This window comes from Krasilnikovia sp. M28-CT-15, from assembly GCF_047159595.1.
Taxonomy (GTDB): Bacteria; Actinomycetota; Actinomycetes; order Mycobacteriales; family Micromonosporaceae; genus Actinoplanes.
Genome location: NZ_BAAGAK010000001.1, coordinates 193,497 through 217,621, shown reverse-complemented (window position 1 = coordinate 217,621; position 24,125 = coordinate 193,497). Strand labels below are relative to the sequence as shown.

The window sequence follows — 24,125 nt, the reverse complement described above, 5'->3', positions numbered from 1 at the left end:
GTGACCCAGCAGCGTGACGCGCACCCCGGGACGGAGCCGCTCACCCCGAGCGACGCCGAACTGCTGCGCGCGCACGTCGACGGCGACCCGGACGCGTTCGGTGAGCTGGTCCGCCGCCACCGCGACCGGTTGTGGGCGGTCGCGCTGCGCACGGTCGGCGACCGCGAGGAGGCCGCCGACGCGGTGCAGGACGCGCTGCTGTCGGCGCACCGCGCCGCCGCGCGGTTCCGCGGCGAGTCGGCGGTCACCACCTGGCTGCACCGGATCGTGGTGAACGCCAGCCTGGACCGGTTGCGCCGCCGCCAGTCCCACCCGACCGTGCCGCTGCCGGACGGCAACCGCGCCGACGACACCCCCTCCGCACCCGAGCCCGCCGCACCCGCCCCGGACCACGACACCGCCCTGATCGTCCGCGCGGCCCTGGCCGATCTTCCCGTCGATCAGCGCGCCGCGATCGTCCTGGTCGACGTCCAGGGGTACGCGGTGGCGGAGGCCGCCACGATCCTCGGGGTCGCCGAGGGCACGGTCAAGAGCCGGTGCGCGCGGGGCCGGGCCCGGATGGCGCTGGCCCTGGCCCACCTGCGCCGCGGCGACCGAGACGACGGTCACGACACCGGCGGGAACCGTACGGGCGCCCACCGCGTCCCATCGGGGTCGGGAGTGACAGGGCCACTCCCACCCGCACCCGAGGGGAGGCGCGACCAGTGACCGGGGCCGACTTCAGCGACGTCGACATCGACCTGCTGGCCGACTATGTCGGCGGGCTCCTGGACGGCACCCCGGAGGCGGTGGAGGTGGCCGCCCGCATCGACGCCGACCCGCAGTGGCGCGACGCGCACGAGGCGATGCTGGCGGGCATGGCCGCGGTCGGCACCGAGCTGCGCGCGATGGGCGCCGCCCCGGCGCCGATGCCCGCGGACGTGGCCGCCCGGATCGACGCCGCCCTCGCCGAGCAGGCAAGGGACACCGGCGACGCCGCCCTCGCCGAGCAGGCAGAGGACACCGGCGACGCCGCCCTCGCCGGGAAGGCGAAGGGCACCGGCACGGATCCGGCGCCCGCGCCGGGACGCGGGCGGCATCTGGTGGCCGTACCCTCCGGGGGTGCCCGGGTGGGCACGGCCCGGCGGCGGTGGCGCTGGGCCGCGCCGATCGGGGTCGCGGCCGGTGTGCTCGCGTTCGCGGGCTTCGGCGTCAACCATCTCGTCGGCCCCGCTTCCGAGAAGGCCGACACCGCCGGCGCCCCCGCCATGCTGGCGCAGGGCGAGGCCGACGTGGCCACTCTGCCGGACGCCGACCACATCGCCACCACCGGCACCAACTACGCCCCGGACACCTTGCGCCCCGACGATGCCCGGGCGCCCTTCGCACCCAACCCCGCAGAGGACCGCGCCGAGCCTGCCACGAAGGGCGCCGCGCCCAGCGTCGAGGCCTTCGCGGGTGACGTCGCCGCGCCGCTGCAGCGGCTCCGCGCGCGCGACGCGCTGCAGGCATGCCTCGACGCGATCGTCCAGGAGTACGGTGCCCGGCCGGTCACGGCGCAGAGCATCGACTACGCCCGCTTCGAGCAGGCTCCGTCGCTGATCGTGCGGTTCACCGGGCCGGACGGCACGTGGGTCTGGGTGAGCGGCCCGGACTGCGGGGTGCCCGGTGCCGGGGCGGCCACCCGATTCCGGGTGAAGGTAGGCTGACCCGCACCGCGAATCCCGTCGGGTGAGCTCGACCACGGGCCTCTGCCGCGCGGGAATGACGCGTCCTTACCATGAGGTTCTAGCGTGCGGAGTCGCCGGACGCCCGGTGACATCGATCGGAGGAGTCGGCAGTGGACGAGGTCCGAAACCTGATCATCATCGGCTCGGGACCAGCCGGCTACACGGCGGCGCTGTACGCGGCCCGGGCCAACCTGAATCCGCTGGTCATCGAGGGCGTGCAGTCCGGCGGCTCGCTGATGACCACCACCGAGGTGGAGAACTTCCCGGGCTTCCCCGAGGCCGTCATGGGTCCCGAACTGATGGACAACATGCGTAAGCAGGCGGAGCGTTTCGGCGCCGAGTTCATCACCGACGACGTGACCCGCGTCGAGCTGTGCGACCGCCCGACCGAAGCGGGCAGCGAGGGCCTCAAGACGGTGTGGGTGGGCGACACCACCTACTTCGCCCGCGCGGTCATCCTCGCCACCGGCTCCGCGTGGCGCCCCCTCGGGGTGCCTGGGGAGCAGGAGCTGCTGGGTCACGGCGTCTCGTCGTGCGCCACCTGTGACGGCTTCTTCTTCCGCGGGCAGCACATCGTCGTGGTCGGCGGCGGCGACTCCGCCATGGAGGAGGCCACGTTCCTGACCAAGTTCGCGGAGACCGTGACCATCGTGCACCGGCGCGACACCTTCCGAGCCAGCAAGGTGATGCAGGTCCGGGCGCTGAACAACCCCAAGATCAAGATCGAGTGGAACAGCGAGATCGAGGAGATCCTCGGCGCCGAGGGCAAGGTCGTCGGCGTACGGCTGCGCGACACGCAGACCGGGGCGACGAAGGTCCTCGATGTCACCGGCGTCTTCGTGGCCATCGGGCACGACCCGCGCAGCGAGCTGTTCAAGGGCCAGGTCGAGCTCGACGCCGACGGCTACGTCACGGTGGAGAGCCCGAGCACCAGGACGAACATCCCCGGCGTGTTCGCGGCCGGTGACCTGGTCGACCACACGTACCGGCAGGCCATCACCGCCTCCGGAACGGGCTGCGCCGCGGCCCTGGACGCCGAGCGCTTCATCGCCTCGTTCATCGAACTCTGAGCAACCGACAGAAATCCCGGAGGTACCTGGTGGGAGCTACCAAGGCGGTCACCGACGCCACGTTCGCCAGCGACGTGCTGCAGTCCCAGAAGCCGGTGCTGGTGGACTTCTGGGCCGAGTGGTGTGCGCCCTGCCGCAAGGTCGAGCCGCTGCTGGCCGAGATCGCCACCGAGATGGGCGACAAGGTGGAGATCGTCAAGGTCAACATCGACGAGAACCCCGAGACCGCCCGCGCCTACCGGGTGATGTCCGTGCCGACCCTGACCATGTTCAAGGGCGGCGAGCCGGTCAGCTCGGTGGCCGGCGCGAAGCCGAAGGGCGCCCTGATCAACCTGATCGAATCGGCGCTCTGACGCCCGACCACAACGCCCCCGCGTCCGGTGGGACGCGGGGGCGTCACCATATCGTGATCCCCCGCACGGATCGTCGATCGATGCCCGGCCCCGCCGGATTGTGCGCGGTACGCTCCGGAGGTTGCCCTTCCGCCTACCCCCGAGCCCAAGGGAGCCGCGCGTGCGTGCGATCCGACGTGGAGATTCCGGACCGGCCGTCGAGGAGATCCGGTCCATCCTCGTAGGGCTCGACCTGCTCGAGCTTCGGTCCGACGTCTACGACGACGCGACCGAGACCGCCGTGCGGGCGTTCCAGCAGAGCCGCGGCATCGGCGTCGACGGGGTCGTCGACGCGGAAACCTGGCAGGCGCTGGACGGCGCCCGCTGGACCCTCGGCGACCGCACCCTGTTCCAATCCATTCCGGCCGCGCTGACCGGCGAGGACGTCCGCGCCCTGCAGGAACGGCTCATGGAGATGGGCTACGACACCGGCCGCGCCGACGCGATCTACGGCGCGCGCACCGCCCGGGCGGTGGCCCAGTTCCAGCGTGAGGTCGGCCTGACGTCCGACGGCTCATGCGGTCCGCAGACGATGCACGCGCTGCGGCGGCTCGGCCGCAAGGTCGTCGGCGGCCGCCCCCAGTGGCTGCGCGAGGCCGAGGCGTTCCGCCAGTCCGGCCCCAACCTGATGGGCAAGACGATCGTCATCGACCCGGGCCACGGCGGCGGCGGCGACCGCGGCGTGGTGGTGCCCGACGGCCCGCTGCGCTGGACCGAGGCCGATCTGGCCTTCGACCTGGCCGCCCGTCTGGAGGGCCGGATGGCCGCCGCCGGCATGCGGGTACACCTCACCCGCGGGCCGTCGCCCGCCGAGGCCATGACCGGCGCCCAGCGCGCCGAGCTGGCCAACAGCCTCGGCGCCGACCTGCTCATCTCCCTGCACCTGGACGGGCACGACAACCCGGCCGCGGACGGTGTCGCCACCTACCACTTCGGCACCGGCAACGGCCTGACCTCCACGGTCGGCGAACGGCTGGCGAACCTGGTGCAGCGGGAGATCGTCGTGCGCACCGGGATGCGCGACTGCCGCATCCACGCCAAGACCTGGGAGCTGCTCCGGCTGACCCGGATGCCGGCGGTCCGCGTCGACTTCGGCTACCTCACCTCGCCGGTCGAGCGCGAGCGAATCGTCGACCCGCTGTTCCGCGAGCAGCTCGTCGAGGCGATCCTCGCCGCGGTGCAGCGGATGTACTACCCCGTCGAGCAGGACGTGCCGACCGGCTCGATCGACGTGCGGAAGCTGCGCATGGTCCTCGCCCAGCAGGCCTGACTCAGGACTGGCCTGACTCAGGACTGCGAGGAGCGGGTCGCCGCGGCCGGGCGTACCGGGCGCAGCAGGGTGTCCGGGCTCATCGAGCCGAGCAGCTTCTCCAGGGCGTACTCGACGTCGGACTTCCAGGACAGCGCGGTGCGCAGTTCCAGCCGCAGCCGCGGGTAGCGGGGGTGCGGGCGTACCGTCTTGAACCCCACCGACAGGAAGAAGTCGACCGGGGCGACGCAGCTGCCCGCACCTTCCTCGCCGGTCTCGCCGAACTTCGCGTCGCCGAACGCCTCGATCGCCTTGATCCCGCGCTTGGTGAGATCGCGGGCCACACCCTGCACAAGCATCCGGCCCAGCCCGCCTCCGGCGAACGCCGCAACCACATGCGCGGTGGTCAACAGCACCGCGTCGGCGGACACCGGGGAGGTCGGGAACGCCATCGATCGCGGCACGTAGGCCGGCGGGGCGTACATGACGTAGCCGGCCGGCATCCCGTCCACGTACGCGAGCTTGCCGCACGAACCCCACTCCAGCAGGGTCTGCGACACCCACGCTTCCTTCTCCAGACCGGGGTCGCCGGAGGCGCACGCGCGCTCCGCGGAGACGGGGTCGAGTTCCCAGTAGACGCACTGACGGCAGGGCCGGGGCAGATCCTCGAGGGTGTCGAGAGTCAGGTTGACCAGGCGTCGCGACATCGGCGGACCCCTCAGCATCACGGAATGTCCGGTTGACGAAGCACGGTCCTGTTCACGTGCCCGTCCGCGCCCCCGTCGGATACTACGCCGTAACGGCCTTGAACGGCACCGATCGGACCTCGGTGACAGGCCACCACCGGCCGGTTGGCAGGCGGCCCTCCGCTCGGCGACGACTAGCATGAATGCCATTGTCGCCAGTTTCAGAAGGGGTGAACGGCATGACCGGTACGACCCAGGACGACTACACGGACCGATATGCGCGGCGGGTGCGCGGGATGACCGCGTCGGAGATCCGCGCGTTGTTCGCCGTCGCCAGCCGCCCCGAGGTGGTGTCGCTGGCGGGCGGATCGCCGTACATCGCGGCGCTGCCGCTGGACGCGGTGGGGGAGATGCTCGGCCGGCTTGCCGCCGAGGAGGGCACGACCACGCTGCAGTACGGCATCGGCCAGGGCACCGCCGAGCTGCGCGAGGGCATCTGCGAGGTCATGTCGCTGTCCGGCATCGACGCCTCGACCGGAGCGTCGCCGGACGACGTGGTGGTCACGGTCGGCGGGCAGCAGGCGCTCGACCTGGTGGCACGACTGTTCCTGGACCCGGGCGATGTGGTGCTCGCCGAGGGGCCGACGTACGTCGGCGCACTCGGCGCATTCCAGACCGCCCAGGCACAGGTACGCCACGTCGCCATGGACGCCGACGGGCTGATCCCGGCAGCGTTGGAGGCAGCCATCGCCGAGACCGCCGGGCGTGCCAAGTTCCTGTACACCATCCCGACGTACCAGAACCCGGCCGGCGTCACGCTGACCGACGAGCGGCGCGAACAGGTGCTGGACATCTGCGAACGGGCCGGGCTGCTGGTGGTCGAGGACGACCCGTACGGGACCCTGAGCTTCGCGGGCGACGCGCCGCGACCGCTGCGGGCGCGGCGCCGCGACGGGGTGTTCTACCTCAGCACGTTCTCCAAGACCTTCGCGCCGGGCCTGCGGGTCGGCTGGATCCTCGCGCCGCATGCCGTCCGGGAGAAGCTGGTCATGGCCAGCGAGGCGCAGATCCTCTGCCCGAGCGCGTTCGCGCAGGCCGCGGTCGCCCGGTACCTCGCCACCATGCCGTGGCGCGAGCAGATCAAGTCGTATCGGGAGATCTACCGGGAACGCCGCGACGCCCTGCTGGACGCACTCGAGGACCTGATGCCCGCCGGCACGACCTGGACCCGACCCGAGGGTGGCCTGTTCGTGTGGGCGACCCTGCCCGAGGGCCTGGATTCCAAGGCGATGATGCCGCGGGCCATCGCCGCCCGCGTCGCCTACGTTCCCGGCACGGGATTCTTCGCCGACGGCTCCGGCGCCGGCCACATGCGGCTCAACTTCTCCTTCCCCGCGCCCGAGCGCATCCGCGAAGGGGTCCGCCGGCTGGCCGGGGTCATGGAACAGGAGCTGGCGATGCGCGCGGTCTTCGGCGCCCCGACCCGGCACCGCCGTCGTGGGCACGCCGGCGCGGACACGCCCGGCCCCGACTTGGCATGATCAAGTTCATGGGTACGGAGGAAGATGTGCGTGTTCTGGTCCTGGCCGGCGGCCTGTCGTACGAGCGGGACGTGTCGCTGCGTTCGGGCCGGCGGGTGCTGGACGCGCTTCGGGCCGCCGGTCTGCAGGCGGAGATGGCCGACGCCGACGTGGCGCTGCTGCCCCTGCTGCAGGAGGATCCGCCGGACGCCGTGGTCATCGCGCTGCACGGCGCCACCGGGGAGGACGGTTCGCTGCGCGGGGTGCTGGACCTGTGCGGCGTGCCGTACCTCGGATGTGACGCCCGCGCCTCCCGCCTGGCGTGGGACAAGCCGTCCGCGAAGGCCATGCTCCGCGAGGCCGGCATCCCCACGCCGGACTGGGTGGCGCTGCCGCACGACCGCTTCTCCGAACTGGGCGCGGTCGCGGTGCTCGACCGCATCACCGACCGGCTCGGCCTGCCGCTGATGGTCAAGCCCGCGCAGGGCGGGTCCGGCCTCGGCGCCGCGGTCGTCCGCGACGAAGCCGACCTGCCTGCGGCGATGGTCGGCTGCTTCGCGTACGACTCCACGGCGCTGGTCGAGCGGTACGTGCCCGGCATGGACGTGGCGGTCTCCGTGGTCGACCTCGGCGACGGCCCACAGCCGCTGCCCGTCGTCGAGATCGTCCCGCGCAACGGCGTGTACGACTACGCCGCCCGCTATACCGCCGGGCTGACCACGTGGCACACCCCGGCGCGCCTGGACCCGGCCGTCGCCGCCCGGGTGGCGTCGACCGCGCTCGCCGCGCACGAGGCCCTGGGTCTACGGGACCTATCCCGGGTGGATCTGATCGTCGACGCCGAGGGTGAGCCGCACGTGCTCGAAGTCAATGTCTCGCCGGGTATGACGGAGACGTCGCTGCTGCCGCTTGCCGTGCAGGCCGCCGGTCTGGATTTCGGGAAGGTGATGGCCGCGCTGGTCGGCCGCGCAGTCGCGCGTGGCTAGCCGCTACCGCTAACCGCACCCGGCCCGGCGTACCGCTCGGGCCGGGTGCCTCAGTCAGGTGTCCCGGGACAGCAAAGTTAGGCCGGTGCCTCGGTCACGTCGGCGTCTCCGGCGTCTTCTCCAGAGTCGGGCCTCGGCGGTTCCGGGTCGCCCGCGCCCTTGGCGGCGGCGCTCGCACCGATGGTGGGTTCGGCCTTGTGTTCGTCGGTGCGAAGCGCGTCGGCGCGATCCGCACCTGAGCCGGCGCGTGGTTTCCCGTCGTCGCGATCGGCTTCGTTGGTTCCCGTGCCCGTCGCCTGCACGGAGGCGGGCTTGGCGCCGTCCGTTCGTGCATCGCTCGGCTGGCGCTCAGCCGCCTCCGCATCACCGGCGTATGCGGACGCGCCGTCCGTGGGCCCGCCGTCCGTGGGCCCGCCGACCGTGGGCCCGCCGTCCGTGGGCCCGCCGTCCGTGGAGGGCGCGGTCCGTCCGTTGGTGGGTTCCGCGTTGGCAGTTCGTCCGGCGCCGGTCTTCGCGTTGACCGCCGGCGAAGTGCTGCCTTCCGTCGTGCTCGTTTGAGTGCCGCCGGTCTCTGTCTGGACCGCCTGCCGGTCGGCGTTTTCCGTGTCAGTCGCCAGCGCGTCGGCGGCCTGCGTGATGTCCGGCTGCATGTTGGCCGGCTGCGCGCCGGTTTCGGTGTCGGCTGCCGCGGTGTCGGCGGTGTCGGCGCGGACCGTCTGCGGGTCCGATGCTGCGCGGGTGGGCATCGCGCCGAGACTCCCCGACGACGCGGTGGGTGAGTCGCTGATCGTCGAAGGGGCCTGCCAGGCGATGTGGGGCGGTTCAGCGATCGCGCGTCCCCCGAACTCACCGAGCCACGCGGCCACCAGTGCCAGACTTTCGCGCCATTGCTGCTCCGGCACGACCGGAAGGATGTCGTCCCAGAGAGAGAGGAACGTGCCGCGGAGCTGGAGTCGGCCGTAAGGGCGGGCGAGGAACCACATGTGCAGGTGTGCGGAGCCGTCGCCCCAGCGGTTCACGTGGACACGAGCAACGCCGTCGAGCGAGCGGATCGCGCGTTCCAGCCGTACCGTCATGACGCCCAGCTCGGCAGCCAGCAGATTCGGCAGGTCACCGAGGTCGAGGTGAGATCGGCATTCGAGGATGAGAACCACCGGTAGTCCGGTAGGTCGGTCCATCGCGCGGACACGCCACCGGTCACTGACCCAGATGTACGCATCATCCGGCGTGTTGCAGGCCACGCAGTCCGTGGCGTCCTCGCCGCTGCGCGGTGGTTCGACGGCGACCGGATCGGCGAGAGCCTTGACCCTCATGTCCCCCTCGAAGGGGAACGAGGGCCAGCGCGTGAAGTCGGGGAGCGGGGGATTCTTGTCGGGCACGTGGCTGACCCTAGTCGAGCTGGCGAGCACTGTCCCGGCTCAATTTGAGTGAACTCCCTTCCCCGGGTCAGCCGTTCAGGGGGCGCCCAGGACTTCGATCGGGATCACCATGTGTGGACGGTCGACCCGTCGGCCCAGTTGTCCACAGGAGTTATCCACAGGCCCGATGGTTTCCCGTGAAACACCACGTAGAAGCCAGGGCGCGCCTGTGGATACACCCGTGCATCCGCGGCGAGGCATCGGCCACGTTTCACGTGAAACGGTGGGCCTTGGGGGTCTCAACAAGACTTACGCACAGGCTGTGGATATTCATCAGGCGCGTGGCTTCGCCAAGTCGTCAGAGTCGAAAAGTTGAGTGAACTCCGGACTCGGAGGTCGGCCGATCCGAGATCGTCGACCGCACTCGCGAGGCATGGACCTCGTCACCCGCTCGGCTGGCACCAACTGAACTGCCCGGCAGTGAGATCTCTGCGGCGCCCTCGGTGGGGGACGACGCCGACCCGCGGCCTCGCCAGGACGGCCAACGTCGCGCGTTCTGTTTCACGTGAAACCGGGCACCGGGCACCGGGCACCGGGCACCGGGCACCGGGCACCGGGCACCGGGCACCGGGCACCGGGCACCGGGCACCGGGCACCGGGCACCGGGCACCGGGCACCGGGCACCGGGCACCGGGCACCGGGCACCGGGCACCGGGCACCGGGCACCGGGCACCGGGCACCGGGCACCGGGCACCGGGCACCGGGCACCGGGCACCGGGCACCGGGCACCGGGCACCGGGCACCGGGCACCGGGCACCGGGCAGATTGTGTCCGGGCGTTTCACGTGAAACAACGCCCCCACGGTCCCCGCGAAGCCCCAAGGGCTTCCCATTCACCGGTGAACGGTCGCGGGCAGCGCCGTCGGGAACTGGCGTCGCTACCCGACCTTCTGGTGGAAGACTCGAGCGATTCCGGGGTGCCATTAGACCGCGGGGTTCGCCGCAGGATGTGAATCCGCCGTGACCGTCGCCTGCTTCCCGCACACCCCTTCTATGCCAGCGTGGCGCCGCATCCGCGTCGTCAGGCTCAAGGCAAGGCGTCCGTGTGCGCATTGCGTTGCGCAAGCCCCCTCCATCGAGGTCCCTCGCCCCTGAGGTTGGTCCGTACCCATGACATGAGCCCAAGCCATCCGCTGCACCGGAGGGCGTGACCCGATGCCTGGCGTCGAGCCAGCCCGGCATCTTGAGGCGTCGGTTCAAACCTGGCGTCTTTGGCCAAGTGATCTCGCACCTCCCGAACATGGTCAGCCCTGCCGAGTTGGCAATCGCCATGCTGCCCAGGCGAACCGCACTTCCCGGTGTTTCACGTGAAACCAGCACGCAGCCTTCAGCCGACCGCCTCCGGGTGGGTTGGGACCCCGGCAACTCGCCAGATGGCCAAGCCACTTTGACGCGCTGCGGGGCGTGCCACTCAGCAGCGTGAGACCAGCCGGGGTCCCACACGGGCCCGATGGAAGGGAACGGGGTCGCGGGTTTGACCCAAGGCAACAAGGGGCAGCCCGGAGAGCCAGCTCGGCCCACACTGCATCCGGGGCCCGAACACCATGGGGACATCCGCGTCACAGCAGGGGCAGCGACGGGCAGGCGCCGGAATCGATTCCCCAGTTCCAATGGCCAACGAGGTCTACGGAATGTGGACCCGCGCGAGCGCCTCATGGCCACCCGAGGGCCTCACACACTGCCCGCCCACGGGGCTGTATGGCACGGCACCGAACCCCCAACCACATCGGCTCCCTCGGCTACGGAGATGCCCAGCAAGTCGATGATTCGTCAGGGCATTCGACTCGCCGGGTCGGCCGTTGACGCTGGAAAGAACCACCGATCAGAACGGCCACCACCTGAATCACCGATCCTGTCAGTCACAGAGAGCCCGATGCACAAGGCCTCGGGGGAGGTCCTCGTTTCACGTGAAACAAGAACGCCGGATGAGGTTCGCTACGTCAGCACCAGTGCGCGCGACCTAGGCACCGAGATGCGAAGCGTCGGCTTGGTAGGGCCGTAGGGCGTTGCGCTATCTCCTGCCTCGATCCAGGGACGCTCAGAGTTCAAGCATGCCGACAGTCTGACCTCCCGCTCTGCTCGCCGGTCGGTCGGAATCCCAGCTTCAGATAGAACTGTTCGGGCCCACCAAGACCAGGCTCCCAAGTGACGTATGCACGGGTGCCCCCACGTTCACGGATCTCTTGGCACACCGCATCAACGACGAAGCGCCCGTGACCACGCCCTTGAAATCAGCCGCGATGTTCAGGCGCCACAGTCCCGAGCGCCGGTCGCCGGGATCACGCTCGGGCGCCCATGGAATGTCGAGGAATCCCATCAGGAAGCCCACGAGCTGATCGCCGTCGTAGATCAGCCTCGGCCAGGCGTAGTCCGCGAAGACATAGGCTTCGGCCAGCGACTTGACCACCGGCTCAACCAGATCCTCCTGATCGGAGCGAACGGACAGCGCCAGAGCTGCCTCGTAGTTGCGCGGGGTGATGATCCTCCAGTCGTCGCATGAGGGCGCAGGCTATCGGCTCTCAACCGCGCGAGCGAGGAAAGCCCGGCCCCATCCGCTGACCGGAGGAGACTCTCGTCGTCGCCGGTCGCGCCAAGCTCACCGGCCAGCATCTCGCTGACCGTGGCATCCTTCGCCTGCGGCAGGAATGCAGGGGTGGGGAAGTCAATGAAGGCGGCAAGTTCTACGAGAAGCACATTCGGCACACAGCAGCGCGCGTTCCCAGCCGGCCCATGGTTGGCAGGCAGGGCATGTCCGATTCGCAGCACCGACTCACATGAATGGCGGCCACGGCCAGAGCGGATAGGCGAGCCCGGCTCGCAATAGTTCAAACGCGGCCGCCAAATGCACATTTCCGCGAGGTCGGATTGAATGCGGCCACAAAAGCCAGGTCATCCAAATCTCAGGAGAATCGTTCTGGGAGAACCGCATCCACAGACCGGAGACAAGCCTCAGCCAAGGCTGAAGGCGTGCGGAGTAGCTTTCAGCCACCTTCGAAACAGGGTTCTTCGCAGGCGCGGTGGAGCTGCTGGGTAGATCGTGCACCACACCCTGGAGAAGAGCGCCAGGGTGTGGTCGCCAGGCCGGCACGCTGATCCGAGACCAGATGAAAAGGCGGCACGCGACCTCAGGATCGCGTGCCGGTCTTCCGTTCTGGGTGGGATTACCCGCCTACCTCGATGGCGAGAGCACTACTCGCCTTCGCCACCCTCCTGGTCGACGCCGATCATGCCGACGATGCGCTCCAGGTCATCGACCGTGGCGAACTCGATGGTGATCTTCCCCTTGTTGCGGCCGATGTCGACCTTGACGCGGGTGTCGAAGCGATCCGACAGCCGCTCTGCCAAGTCGTTGAGGGCTGGCGCATGCACCTTCGCCCGGCGAGTCGGCGCGGCCTTCTTCGCCGGACCGTCAGCGAGGGCGAGCGACACGAGTTCCTCGGTGGCGCGCACGGAGAGACCCTCGGCAACGATCCGCAACGCCAGCTTCTCCTGAGCCTCGCCGTCCTCGAGGCTAAGCAGCGCGCGAGCATGCCCGGCGGACAGCACACCGACCGCCACCCGGCGCTGCACCGGGGCTGGCAGGTTGAGCAGACGAATCGTGTTGGAGATCTGCGGACGGCTCCGGCCGATCCGACGTGCGAGCTCCTCGTGAGTGGCGCCGAACTCGTCGAGCAGTTGCTGGTACGCGGCCGCTTCTTCGAGGGGGTTCAGGTTCGCCCGGTGGATGTTCTCCAACAGGGCGTCACGGAGCATGGCGTCGTCGCGGGTGTCCCTGATGATTGCGGGAATGGTCTCCCGGCCGATGGCCTGCGCAGCACGCCACCGCCGTTCGCCCATGACCAGCTCGTACTTGCCTTCGCCAATCTCCCGCACCACGATCGGCTGCAGGAAGCCGACCTCTTGGATGGAGAACTTGAGTTCCTCAAGCGCCTCTTCCTCGAAGACATGCCGGGGCTGTCTCGGGTTCGGCTCGATCGCGGATACCGGAAGGTCCGCGAAGTGCGCACCCGGCACGGGTGCCAGCTCCTCGTCGACGACTGGTGACTCGTCGAGCGATTCGACCGCACGGTCGGGCTCGCTGGGCGGAGTGAACTGCGCCGGAGGAGCGGAGACCGGAGGAGCGGAAACCGGAGGAGCGGCAGCGGGAGGGTCGACCGGCGGCGCCGGGGGTGCCGCCGCCACCTCCGGAGGCGCCTCTTCGGTGGCAACGGCCGCACCCGACGGCGGCGCCGTGGGGATCAGCGCGCCCAGGCCCCGCCCGAGACCTCCCCGTGGACGGTTCTTCATGCCGTGCCTCCCGTGTTGACCCCGCGCATCGCAAGCTCCAGCGCTGCCTCGAAGTAGCTGGTCGCGCCCCGCGAACCCGGATCGTAGGTCATCACAGACTGGCCGTAGCTCGGTGCCTCCGACACCCGCACGTTGCGCGGGATCACCGCCTCGAGCACTTTGGCGCCGAAGTGGTTACGTACGTCTTGCTCGACCGCGTCCGCCAACCGGGTACGGCGGTCGTACATGGTCAGCAAGATGGTCGAGACGTCCAGCGCCGGGTTCAGGTGCTGACGCACGAGGTTGATGTTGTTGATGAGCTGATTCAGACCTTCCAGTGCGTAGTACTCGCACTGGATCGGGATCAGCACTTCCTGCGCCGCCACGAGCGCGTTGACCGTCAGAAGGCCCAGCGACGGCGGGCAGTCGATGAAGACGTAGTCGAACGTCTCGGGGTGCGCGGCGATGGCACGGGCGAGGCGCGACTCGCGGGCAACCACGGAGACCAGCTCGATCTCAGCACCAGCGAGGTCTATGGTCGCGGGCACGCACCACAGGTTCGGGATGCCCTCGACCGATTGGGCCACCTCAGCCAGCGGAACATTGTCGATCAGGCAGTCGTACACGTCCGGGACGCCGGCGTGATGTGGCACGTTGAGCCCGGTCGACGCGTTGCCCTGCGGGTCCAGGTCAACCACGAGGACGCGGTTGCCGTGCAATGCGAGCGCCACCGCGAGGTTCACGGTCGTCGTGGTTTTTCCGACGCCGCCCTTCTGGTTCGCCACGCACAGGATGCGGGGGTGGTCCGGGCGCGGCATGGTGATCTCACCGCTCGGGTTGAGGATCTGCACGGCGCGCAGCGCCTCCATGGCCAGGGGGGGATCAGCCTCGTCGCCACCCGCTGTTTCACGTGAAACATCCTCGTCCGACGACGCCGAACCGGCTGAGCCAGCTGGCGACACCTGTACCGCGGCAGAGCCTGTCGGCGGCCCCGTACGTGGTGCGGGCGCGGGCCGCCTCGCTTCCGAGGCACCGCTCTCGGCCGAGTCATCCGGGACCGTGGTCGGCGTGCCGTACACCTGACCCGATGCCTGGCCTCCGTGTCCGTTTGCTACGCGTGGCTGCGGCACGCCGTGTTCCCCCTTGTCGAACCCCAACCCGGGCTGATCGGAGACAGTGGATGGATCGGTTTCACGTGAAACACCGTTCCACGTCCTGCGGCCACCGTCGACACCTCTGCCGTGCTCCTGCACCGTCGTATCCCTGCCTGGTCGGAATGGGTCGGCACCGCGAGCACTCACCGTGGCACCGTGTGGCGATGCGTGCGGTCCGGCAGAAGGCGGTGGAGTGACGCTTCCGCCCACCGACTGCTCCACACTATCGACGCGCGGCCAGCCTACGGCCGCGGGGCGAGGCTCGCCACGATTCTCCGCCTGATAGGCCCCTGAGGGCGACCCCGGCTCGGCTTCGAAAACCATGAATCCCGCCACGAATCGCAACGCGACCGCCCCCGGCGGCGGTCCGGCTTGCGGCGGCCACGGGTCCCGAACGCCCTTCTCCCGGACGCCATCCGAACCTTCCCGGGTCGTGGCTATCTGGGGATGGCGGACACCAGCGACCGGAACGGGCCTCTCGGCGACGTCCGGCGCACCGCCCATTGTCATAGGTTGAATGGCGGGAGCCGCAGACGTCGGGGGCGCCTCCAGCGCCACGACGGCAGACTTGGCAGTGGCAGCCCCACTGAGCGACGAGACCGCCGCAGACGAACCACCAGGGGACGAGACCGCCGCAGACGAACCACCAGGCGACGAGACCGCCACGGACGAACCGCCAGGCGACGAGACCGCCACGGCCGGACCGCCAGGCGACGGAACCGTGGAAGGGTCGGCCGCTGGGGCGCGCGACGCTGCCGGATGCGCCGGCTCAGCGACAGCACGTGGGACTCGTCCGGCTCGCTTGCGTGCGCCCCGTCTGCCCATCTATCCCCTCCGCGTTCTCCCTCGTCCAGAGCCACGTCCTTCGCCGCCGCGCGGGCGCCGCCCCGTACCGGCCGCCCGCGCGGACGACCTTGACCGTGGCGGCACGACGTCCCGTTCCCGCACGACCTCGACGACCGTGCTGGGGGGATCGATCACCCCGGTCCCGCAGGACCGGACGACCGGGTCGGAGCCACCGAGGCGGTTGATCGCCTCGCGGTGCTCCGCCACCTCCTCCGAGGCCGAGGCTCCCTTGAGCGCCAGCAGCCTGCCGCCCACCGCGGCAAGCGGTAGGCACCAGCCGGCCAGTCGGTCCAATGGAGCGACCGCTCGGGCGGTGACGACGTCAGCGGCGACGGGGGGCCCGCCGGCAACCTCTTCCGCCCGGCCGCGGACGACCGTGACGGTCGCATCGAGGCCGAGCGCTGTCACCGCCTCGGACAGGAAGGCGGTACGCCGTGCCAGTGGCTCGACCAGGGTGATGGTGAGGTCCGGCCGGGCCACAGCCAGCACGATACCGGGCAAACCAGCACCGGATCCGACATCCACCACATAAGCGCCTTTAGGGATCAGATCAGCCAAGACCGCGCAGTTGATCAGGTGCCGTTCCCAGATCCGCGGAGCCTCGCGCGGGCCGATCAGGCCGCGGATCACGCCGTCCGTGACGAGCAGGCGCGCATAGGCGGTGGCTAACGGAAGACGATCCCCGAACACCCGCTGCGCGGCCTCGGCGAGTTCCGCGGGAGGCTCGGCGGCGGCGGACGGGAATGGCGTTCCCACCGAGGTGGCGGGCGAGTGCGCAGACGACGGCGGCCCGGGCCGTTCAGCACCCGGGCCGCCGTCGCCCACGCCGGAGCGTGGTGTGGTCATCGCGTCAGTCAGCCGGCCGGACCACGATGCGCCGGTTCGGCTCGACACCTTCCGACTCGCTCTGCACGCCCGCGATCGCGTTGACGACGTCGTGCACGCACTTGCGTTCGAACGCCGACATCGGATCGAGCCGTACCGCGTCGCCGTGCTCCTTGACCTTCTCGACCGCGTTACGCGCGACCGCCGCAAGTTCCTTGCGCCGCGTCGCCCGGTAGCCGCCGATGTCGAGCAGCAGGCGGCTCGGTGAACCGGTCGCCCGGAAGATCGCCAGTCGGGTCAGTTCCTGAAGCGCCTCCAGGGTCGCGCCGCGCTGGCCGACGAGCGGCTGCAGACGGCCGCCGACGACCTCGACCATCGGGCGTCCGCTGGAGACCAGTTCGTCGATGTCGCCGTCGTAGTCGAGGATGTCGAGCAAACCCTCGACGTAGTCGGCGGCGATCTCGCTCTGCCGGAACAGGTCGCTGTCGGAGGAGCCACCCTCCGACTTCTGGTCCGGCTGGTCCCCGGCCTCCGGTGCGCTGCCGTTCTCGGCAGTAACGCCGCCCGCCTCCGAATCGACTGCCTCGCTCGACTCGGCGGCGCTGGGCGTGCTGGTGTCGGTCACGGTGTCATCTCCGTACTCTCGTGCCGGACCTGCCGGTCCGCTGTTTCCCGGGTCGGCGGTGTCCGTACGCCGGCACGGGCAGGTCTGTCCGGGCAGGGGCCGCGCTGCGGAACGTGGGCCCGCGCGCTGGCTTACCCCTGGGGCTTGTTCGCCGGTCTGGCGCCCTTCTTGGGGTTCGTCGGCTTGGCACCCGGCTTGGGGGCGAGGGCCTTGGTGTCCGCCACGGGGTTGGTGGCCTCGGTCTCCGCGTTCGCCTTGCCGCGACCGAACAGTCCACCCGTGCGAGCCGGCTGGACCGGGCTCTTCGGGGAGCCGCCCTTGCCGGCGCCGGAGCCACCGGCGGGACGGGCGCCCGAGCCACGTGTGCCGGCCATCTGCGGCGGCGGGAACTTCCGCAGCACCCACTGCTGCTGGGCGAGGGTGAACATGTTGTTCGTGACCCAGTAGATGATGACACCGATCGGGAACAGCGAGCCCGAAACCAGCAGGGACAGCGGGATGCCGTACAGCATCAGGCGCTGGATCATCTTCTGCTGCGGGTCCTCGGCCCAGCCGGTCTTGAGGATCATCTGGCGGCTGGTCAGATACGTGGTGGTCATCATGACCAGGACCAGGATGCCCGCCACGACCTTGACCGTGGCGCTGTGCGCACCGAGGGCGGCCAGCTCCTCGGCGGTGGAGCCGAACTTCGACGGCAGGGGCGCGTTGAACAGCGCCGCCTTGGCCGCAGCGTAGAACTCGTCCTTCGTCCAGCCGTACAGTTCCGGCTGGGTGTTGGTCGGGCTCAGGCGGCGCAGCACGTGGAACAGGCCCAGGAAGACCGGGATTTGCAGGAACATCGGAAGGCAGCCCATCAGCGGGTTGGCCTTCTCCGTCCGGTACAGCTCCATCATTTCCTTCTGGAGCGTCTCCCGGTCACCCTTGTGCTTCTCCTGCAGCTCCTTGACCTTGGGCTGCAGGGCCTGCATGGCCCGCTGGGACTTGATCTGCTTGACGAAGACCGGGAACAGGATGACCCGGACTGTCACCACCAGGAACACGATGGCCAGGACCCAGGTCCAGTTGGTCCCCAGGACCCGGGACTCGGGGATGCCGATGGCTGCCCACAGGTCGTGCCAGCGCAGGAGGATCCACGAGATCGCGTAGTAGATCCAGTCGAGACTCAATTCATGCTCCAGTCACATCGGCAGGACGGCGACGCTGCGGATCAGGCACCGGGTCGTACCCGCCGGGGTGGAAGGGTTGGCAGCGCAACAGCCGCCAGATCGCCAGTCCGGTCCCGTGCAAAGCACCGTGCCGCGCCAACGCCTCCTGGGCGTAGGCACTGCACGAGGGGTAGAACCGACAGCGGGCCGGCAGTGCCGGGCTCAAATACCGACGGTACGCGACGACTGCACCGATCATCAGCCGGGCGACCAGCGAGGCGCGCCGCGTCGTGCCCGGCCCCACTTCCGGCGGGCACCCGCCCGGCGTGGGATCTGGCGAGTCCGTGCTCATCGGCCCCGCCCTCGGCGCGGTGCCCGCGCGGCGGCCAGCGCCCCGGCGAGATCGGCATCGAGCGTTTGACTGGACGCCGCGGCGGCTGACGGCAGCGCGCGAACCACCATCAGGGTGCCTGGCGGCAGGGCGTCGAGCCGGGGCCGGACGAGGTGGCGCAGTCGGCGCCGGACCCGGTTGCGAACCACCGCATTGCCGACCGCCTTGGACACGACGAAGCCGGCGCGCGCCGGGAAGTCGGAACTCCCGGCAGGCGCCGGCTCGTCAGAGATCGGTGGAACACTCAGGTGGACGACCAAGGTGCCTCGTCCGGCTCGGCGGCCACCGCGAACCGCTGCGGCGAAGTCGGTGCTACGCCGCAGTCGTTGCGCCGCGGCCAGCACGATTACCTGGGCATTCCGGCCCGACAGGCGTCGGCTCAGGCCGACAGCTTGTCGCGGCCCTTGGTGCGGCGGGCGGCGAGGATCGCACGGCCGGCCCGGGTGCGCATGCGCAGCCGGAAGCCGTGGGTCTTCGCGCGCCGGCGGTTGTTCGGCTGGTAGGTGCGCTTGCTCACGTCAGAACTCCGTCTTCGTGCTACGTGCAAAGGGGATCGGCTGCAAGACGCCACTTTAGCAGAGCGCGGCGGAGCAACCGTTCGACCCTACGCAAGCTGGATCCGCTGGTCAATCGACTGCGGGAGCGACGTGCCAGGGAGCGCAGGCCAGGCGTCCCACCTGCCGTTCATTCCGTACGGTCGATGAACGTTGGCACCTCGCACGGGCGGACACCGGTTGAACCCGGTGCCGCCGCGCTGTTAGCGTGCCCGTTTGCTGGTCTCCGAGCGCTGATCGCATACCGCATAGAGGGGACCAAAACCGGACAAGGCGGTGAATCGTTCGGCACGGTGAGCCTGTTTTCCCGCGCCAGCACAGGCTCCGGGGAATCTGCCGACCATCCGGCCGGGGAGCGACCGCCAAGGTGTGCACAGGTTGTGGATAACCTGTGGACAGCCGGCGGCGCCGTGCACGTACAGCACGTATGAATGTGCTGGGTTGGGGGAGCCGGTCGGCCGCCCGTGTGGGTGACGACGGGCAGAGGCGGATAGCCGGACAAGGCACCGGGACGTCCGGTGGCGATGGGGGTGGCGCGGCGGTGGCCGATTCGGTCGACCTGAGCAAGGTCTGGACTGCGGCGACGAACGAGCTGGCCGACGAGATCGTGTCGGGCCAGCAGCGGGCGTACCTGCGACTCACCCACCTGCGCGCCATCGTCGAGGACACGGCCCTGCTGTCCGTCCCGGACGCCTTCACCCGCGACGTGATCGAGTCGCGGCTGCGTCCGGCGATCACGGACGCACTGTCGCGCCGGCTGGGCCGTCCGATCCAGGTCGCGGTCACGGTGCGCCCACCGGAGGACGGCTCCGGCCGCCCCGGCACGGTGTACGGCACGCCCCCGCCCGAGGGCTACGGCGCCGCCGCGTCCGAACCCGGGGACCGACCCGACCACTACACCGACGACCGCGACCCCGGCACCCCCCCACCCGGGTACGGCGCAGAGCACCTCCCGTACCCATCAGAGGAGTACGACCCGCAGCGCTACGCCGCGGCCCCGACCGGGTCCGCGCAGCACTCGTCGCCGCCGCCGCGGGCCGTGCCGGCCGCCCGCGACGCCCGCGACGCCCAGGACGCACTGTTCGCCGCGCCCGTGCCGCAGCAGGCCCAGATGCCGGCCCCGCTGCCCGCCCACCCCGCCGCGCCCCACCCGGGACCGGGCCACTCCGAGCCGGAGGCCCCGCCCCGGCAGTCGCCGCACTACCCGGAGCCCACCTACGCCGAGCCGCAGTACGCCGAGCCGCCGCGCGAGTCCGCCGGGCGCCGGATGGTCGCCGACCCGGGGCACCGGCACGACAGCCAGCGGCGCGACGAGCGCCCGCCGGGGCGCGACGAGGCGCCGCGGATGGGCCATGCGGGCGACAACGGTCCCGGCCGCAGCCCGGTGGACATGCGGGCGGGCGGCAATCCGCGCCCGGGCGGGGACGGCGGCAACCGGCTCAACCCGAAGTACATGTTCGAGACGTTCGTCATCGGGTCCTCCAACCGCTTCGCGCATGCCGCGTCGGTGGCCGTGGCCGAGTCACCCGCGAAGGCGTACAACCCGCTGTTCATCTATGGCAGCTCCGGGCTGGGCAAGACCCACCTGCTGCATGCGATCGGGCACTACGCCACCACGCTCGGGCACGCCCGCAGTGTGCGCTACGTCTCCACCGAGGAATTCACCAACGACTTCATCAACAGCCTGCGCGACGACAAGACCCAGGCGTTCCAGCGGCGCTACCGCGACGTCGACATCCTGCTGATCGACGACATCCAGTTCCTGGAGAACCGGGAGCGCACGCAGGAGGAGTTCTTCCACACCTTCAACACGCTGCACAACGCGAACAAGCAGATCGTGATCAGCTCCGACCGTTCGCCACGGCAGCTGGCCACGCTGGAGGACCGGATGCGGACCCGGTTCGAGTGGGGCCTGCTGGCCGACATCCAGCCGCCGGATCTGGAGACCCGTATCGCCATTCTGCAGAAGAAGGCGACCCAGGAGCGGATGTACGCCCCGGACGACGTACTCGAGTTCATCGCGTCCCGGGTGTCGAACTCGATCCGGGAGCTGGAGGGCGCCCTGATCCGGGTGACCGCGTTCGCCAGCCTGACCCGCTCGCCGGTGCAGCTGTCGCTGGCCGAGGAGGTCCTGCGGGACTTCATGCCGGACGGGGCCGGGCCCGAGATCACCGCCGACCAGATCATGGTCTCCACTGCGGACTACTTCGGCGTCAGCCTGGAGGACCTGCGCGGCCACTCGCGGTCCCGGGTCCTGGTCAACGCCCGTCAGGTCGCCATGTACCTCTGCCGGGAACTGACCGAGCTGTCCCTGCCGCGGATCGGGCAGGCATTCGGTGGCCGTGATCACACCACGGTCATGCACGCCGACCGCAAGATCCGCCAGCACATGGCGGAGCGTCGCTCGCTCTACAACCAGATCGCCGAGCTGACCAACCGGATCAAGCAGAACACCTGACGGCGTCACGCTGCCTGCACGGGTCGGAGCCCTTGAGGGCACCGACCCGATTTCGTACGCCCAGACGCCTGCCGGCGGGCGACCGCCTGGGGGACGGGTGCACAGCCCGGGGACGGCCGCGGCCGGCAGCCGCACGTCCGGGCGGTTATCCCCACAACGCCTTGTCCACACAGCGCCGCAACCCGACTGTGTCGTGCCAACGTTATCCACCGGCTGTCCCCAACGGTTGTCCCCAGCCGTGGACAACCGCCGCGGGCGTTCCCCACAGATGTGGATTACCCATGGGGAAATCGATGTGGACAGACACTCACAGTGACGACTCTGTCCACTGCTTGTGGAGGAGTGTGGATGGCCTGTTGAAGGTTCTGGGGACGACGAGTCGGTGTCGTCGCGGCGTTATCCCCAGGGCCGGGGACAACCCCCGTGGATTTCCGGTGGACAGCCGGTGGACAACGGTGGACAACCGCCGCCGGGTCGGCGACTGTGGACGCGGACCACGGTTCCGACCCGGGTTACCCACATGTGAAACACCGGTGGATAACCCCCTGACCAGGGCGAACGGCAGTTCTCCACACTGTGCACAGGGCCGATGAAGACGACTAGTTATCTCTTCTAAGACAACAAAAACCAATCATCAGCGTTGGGGAAGGTGTGGATGGGTCGCAACTGGCCCGCCCATGTCAGGCTCAGTTCTCAGCACCGGGGTCGGGCGCGGGGCGGGACCGTACGCGCCCTAGAGTTCGGTGGTCCGCCCCTATAGAGGAAGCGTTGCGGAGGACAGCATGAAGTTCCGGGTGGAGCGAGACGCGCTCGCCGACGCCGTGGCTTGGACGGCCAAGAGCCTGCCCAGCCGTCCCTCGGTGCCGGTGCTCGCCGGCGTCATGCTGCGGGCGGCGGACGGGCGGCTGCACGTCTCCGGTTTCGACTACGAGGTCTCCAGCCAGGTGAGCGTGGAGGTGCAGGCCGACGCCGACGGGGCAGCACTGGTCTCCGGCCGCCTTCTCGCCGAGATCACCAAGGCGCTGCCCGCCAAGCCGGTGGACATCGCCGCGGTCGGCGCGCATCTCGAACTGGTCTGCGGCAGTGCCCGGTTCACCCTGCCCACCATGCCGGTGGAGGACTACCCGACGCTGCCGGAGATGCCGTCGTCCACCGGCACGGTCGACGCGCAGGCGTTCGCCGCCGCGGTGGCCCAGGTCGCGATCGCCGCGGGCCGTGACGAGACCCTGCCGATGATGACCGGCGTCCGGGTGGAGCTGAACGGTACGAGCCTCGCCATGCTGGCCACCGACCGCTACCGCCTCGCCATGCGGGAGATGGAGTGGAACCCCGGGGACCCGGAGATCAGCCTCAACGCGCTGGTGCCCGCCAAGACCCTCAACGACACCGCCAAGGCGCTCGGCCCGGTCGGCGGCGAGGTCACCATCGCACTGGCCCAGGGCGCCGCGGGTGAAGGCATGATCGGGTTCGCCGGTGGCACCCGGCGAACCACCAGCCGGCTCCTCGACGGCGCGAACTACCCGCCGGTGCGTTCGCTGTTCCCCGCCAGCCACAACGCGGAGGCGCGGGTGCCGGTCGGGGCGCTGGTCGAGGTGGTCCGCCGCGTCGCCCTGGTGGCCGAACGCACCACCCCCGTGCTGCTGAGCTTCAGCGCCGACGGCCTGGTGGTCGAGGCGGGCGGCACCGAGGAGGCGCGCGCCAGCGAGGCGATGGAGGCCACCTTCACCGGTGAGGACCTGACCATCGGCTTCAACCCGCAGTACCTGATCGACGGCCTGCAGAACCTGAACGCCCCCACCGCGGTGCTGTCCTTCGTCGACGCGTTCAAGCCCGCGGTGATCTCGCCCGCCGGTGAGGACGGCGAAATCGTGCCCGGATACCGCTATCTGATCATGCCGATCCGGGTAACGCGCTGATACTGAGCTGAAGTACGCACACCGTAGGGGGACATCATGCAGCTCGGCCTTGTCGGTCTCGGCCGGATGGGCGGCAACATGCGGGACCGGATGCGCGCCGCCGGTCTCGAGGTCATCGGGTACGACCACCACAAGGAGACCAGCGACGTCGCCAGCCTCGCCGAGCTGGTCCAGAAGCTCGCCGCGCCGCGCGTGGTGTGGACCATGGTCCCGTCCGGCGAGATCACCGAGGGCACCATCAACAAGCTGGCCGAGCTGCTGTTCCCCGGCGACATCGTGATCGACGGCGGAAACTCCAAGTTCACCGACGACGCCCCGCGCGCGGAGCGGCTCGAGGCCAAGGGCATCCACTACCTCGACTGCGGCGTCTCCGGCGGCATCTGGGGCAAGACCAACGGGTACGCGCTGATGGTCGGCGGCGACGCCGAGATCGTCGCACACTGCCGCCCGATCTTCGACGCCCTCAAGCCGGCCGGTGAGTTCGGCTTCGCGCACGCCGGACCGCACGGCGCCGGCCACTACGCAAAGATGATCCACAACGGCATCGAGTACGGCCTCATGCACGCCTACGCCGAGGGGTACGAGATCCTCGACGCCTCCGAGCTGGTGCAGAACGTCCCCGCCGTGATCAAGAGCTGGCGCGAGGGCAGCGTGGTCAAGTCCTGGCTGCTCGACCTGCTGGACCGGGCCCTGGACGAGGACCCGCAGCTGGCCGGGATCCGCGGCTACGCCGAGGACACCGGCGAGGGCCGGTGGACCGTGGACGAGGCCGTCCGGCTCGGCGTGCCGGCCAACGTGATCGCCGCCTCGCTGTTCGCCCGGTTCACCTCCCGCCAGGAGGACTCGCCGGCCATCAAGGCGGTGGCCGCGCTGCGCAACCAGTTCGGCGGCCACGCCGTCAAGCGCTGAGTCAGCC

20 protein-coding genes and 3 pseudogenes are annotated in these 24,125 nt (G+C 70.1%); 10 read left to right on the top strand and 13 right to left on the bottom strand.

Annotated features, from left to right (window positions below):
- From sigM to ACMCNO_RS01030, 5 genes are all read left to right on the top strand, one after another.
- Positions 1-708, top strand: a complete 708-nt coding sequence (sigM, locus tag ACMCNO_RS01050; protein WP_412747550.1) for an RNA polymerase sigma factor SigM — start codon at positions 1-3, stop codon at positions 706-708.
- Positions 705-1,688 (top strand): hypothetical protein, encoded by a 984-nt coding sequence (locus ACMCNO_RS01045; protein ID WP_412747549.1) that lies wholly within the window; start codon positions 705-707, stop codon positions 1,686-1,688. Before sigM ends, ACMCNO_RS01045 begins: the two co-directional genes overlap by 4 nt.
- 131 nt (positions 1,689-1,819) lie before the next feature.
- Positions 1,820-2,779, top strand: a complete 960-nt coding sequence (gene trxB / locus ACMCNO_RS01040) for a thioredoxin-disulfide reductase (protein ID WP_412747548.1) — start codon at positions 1,820-1,822, stop codon at positions 2,777-2,779.
- A 29-nt stretch (positions 2,780-2,808) separates the two neighbouring features.
- Positions 2,809-3,132 (top strand): thioredoxin, encoded by a 324-nt coding sequence (trxA, locus tag ACMCNO_RS01035; RefSeq protein ID WP_412747547.1) that lies wholly within the window; start codon positions 2,809-2,811, stop codon positions 3,130-3,132.
- A gap of 160 nt (positions 3,133-3,292) precedes the next feature.
- Entirely contained in the window at positions 3,293-4,441 is a 1,149-nt protein-coding gene (locus ACMCNO_RS01030) for an N-acetylmuramoyl-L-alanine amidase (RefSeq protein WP_412747546.1), read from the top strand.
- 17 nt (positions 4,442-4,458) lie between these two features.
- On the opposite strand, the gene ACMCNO_RS01025 is transcribed toward ACMCNO_RS01030, so the two are convergent.
- The gene (locus ACMCNO_RS01025; protein ID WP_412747545.1) at positions 4,459-5,127 is read right to left on the bottom strand and encodes a GNAT family N-acetyltransferase; all 669 of its coding nucleotides are present in this window, start codon (positions 5,125-5,127) and stop codon (positions 4,459-4,461) included.
- 218 nt (positions 5,128-5,345) lie between these two features.
- Between ACMCNO_RS01025 and ACMCNO_RS01020 the strand changes: the two genes are divergently transcribed.
- Together ACMCNO_RS01020 and ACMCNO_RS01015 are read left to right on the top strand one after the other, a co-directional pair.
- Positions 5,346-6,647 carry a PLP-dependent aminotransferase family protein gene (locus tag ACMCNO_RS01020; RefSeq protein WP_412747544.1) on the top strand — a complete coding sequence of 434 codons (1,302 nt, stop codon included), beginning with the start codon at positions 5,346-5,348 and terminating at the stop codon, positions 6,645-6,647.
- Complete coding sequence (locus tag ACMCNO_RS01015) at positions 6,644-7,612, top strand: D-alanine--D-alanine ligase (RefSeq protein WP_412747543.1); 969 nt, start codon at positions 6,644-6,646, stop codon at positions 7,610-7,612. Before ACMCNO_RS01020 ends, ACMCNO_RS01015 begins: the two co-directional genes overlap by 4 nt.
- Positions 7,613-8,402: 790 nt before the next feature.
- Here ACMCNO_RS01015 and ACMCNO_RS01010 read toward each other — a convergent pair.
- From ACMCNO_RS01010 to rpmH, 12 genes and pseudogenes are all read right to left on the bottom strand, one after another.
- Positions 8,403-8,925 (bottom strand): annotated as a pseudogene (locus ACMCNO_RS01010) (hypothetical protein); the annotation flags it as partial.
- 403 nt (positions 8,926-9,328) lie between these two features.
- Positions 9,329-9,862 carry a hypothetical protein gene (locus tag ACMCNO_RS01005; RefSeq protein ID WP_412747542.1) on the bottom strand — a complete coding sequence of 178 codons (534 nt, stop codon included), beginning with the start codon at positions 9,860-9,862 and terminating at the stop codon, positions 9,329-9,331.
- Positions 9,831-9,953: pseudogene (locus ACMCNO_RS01000) on the bottom strand (hypothetical protein); the annotation flags it as partial. The gene ACMCNO_RS01005 and the pseudogene ACMCNO_RS01000, both read right to left, overlap by 32 nt.
- A gap of 1,114 nt (positions 9,954-11,067) precedes the next feature.
- Positions 11,068-11,511, bottom strand: a pseudogene (locus ACMCNO_RS00995) (GNAT family N-acetyltransferase).
- A 707-nt stretch (positions 11,512-12,218) separates the two neighbouring features.
- Complete coding sequence (locus ACMCNO_RS00990) at positions 12,219-13,316, bottom strand: ParB/RepB/Spo0J family partition protein (RefSeq protein WP_412747541.1); 1,098 nt, start codon at positions 13,314-13,316, stop codon at positions 12,219-12,221.
- On the bottom strand, positions 13,313-14,257 hold the full coding sequence (locus ACMCNO_RS00985) for a ParA family protein (RefSeq protein WP_412753571.1): 945 nt from the start codon (positions 14,255-14,257) through the stop codon (positions 13,313-13,315). Before ACMCNO_RS00985 ends, ACMCNO_RS00990 begins: the two co-directional genes overlap by 4 nt.
- A gap of 1,017 nt (positions 14,258-15,274) precedes the next feature.
- The gene (rsmG, locus tag ACMCNO_RS00980; protein ID WP_412747540.1) at positions 15,275-16,141 is read right to left on the bottom strand and encodes a 16S rRNA (guanine(527)-N(7))-methyltransferase RsmG; all 867 of its coding nucleotides are present in this window, start codon (positions 16,139-16,141) and stop codon (positions 15,275-15,277) included.
- Positions 16,142-16,145: 4 nt separating this feature from the next.
- Positions 16,146-16,745, bottom strand: a complete 600-nt coding sequence (locus ACMCNO_RS00975) for a protein jag (protein WP_412747539.1) — start codon at positions 16,743-16,745, stop codon at positions 16,146-16,148.
- A 131-nt stretch (positions 16,746-16,876) separates the two neighbouring features.
- Entirely contained in the window at positions 16,877-17,911 is a 1,035-nt protein-coding gene (gene yidC, locus ACMCNO_RS00970; protein ID WP_412747538.1) for a membrane protein insertase YidC, read from the bottom strand.
- 1 nt (position 17,912) lies between these two features.
- A complete protein-coding gene (gene yidD, locus ACMCNO_RS00965; protein WP_412753570.1) occupies positions 17,913-18,149 on the bottom strand; it encodes a membrane protein insertion efficiency factor YidD in 237 nt (78 codons plus the stop codon).
- 89 nt (positions 18,150-18,238) lie between these two features.
- The gene (gene rnpA, locus ACMCNO_RS00960) at positions 18,239-18,625 is read right to left on the bottom strand and encodes a ribonuclease P protein component (protein WP_412747537.1); all 387 of its coding nucleotides are present in this window, start codon (positions 18,623-18,625) and stop codon (positions 18,239-18,241) included.
- A gap of 35 nt (positions 18,626-18,660) precedes the next feature.
- A complete protein-coding gene (rpmH, locus tag ACMCNO_RS00955; protein WP_412747536.1) occupies positions 18,661-18,798 on the bottom strand; it encodes a 50S ribosomal protein L34 in 138 nt (45 codons plus the stop codon).
- Positions 18,799-19,376: 578 nt separating this feature from the next.
- Here rpmH and dnaA point away from each other — a divergent pair.
- The 3 genes from dnaA (at position 19,377) to gnd (ending at position 24,118) form a co-directional block, all read left to right on the top strand.
- Complete coding sequence (gene dnaA / locus ACMCNO_RS00950) at positions 19,377-21,293, top strand: chromosomal replication initiator protein DnaA (protein ID WP_412747535.1); 1,917 nt, start codon at positions 19,377-19,379, stop codon at positions 21,291-21,293.
- Between the two features lie 782 nt (positions 21,294-22,075).
- A complete protein-coding gene (gene dnaN, locus ACMCNO_RS00945) occupies positions 22,076-23,209 on the top strand; it encodes a DNA polymerase III subunit beta (RefSeq protein WP_412747534.1) in 1,134 nt (377 codons plus the stop codon).
- 36 nt (positions 23,210-23,245) lie between these two features.
- Positions 23,246-24,118 (top strand): phosphogluconate dehydrogenase (NAD(+)-dependent, decarboxylating), encoded by an 873-nt coding sequence (gene gnd / locus ACMCNO_RS00940; RefSeq protein ID WP_412747533.1) that lies wholly within the window; start codon positions 23,246-23,248, stop codon positions 24,116-24,118.
- Positions 24,119-24,125: the final 7 nt, after the last annotated feature.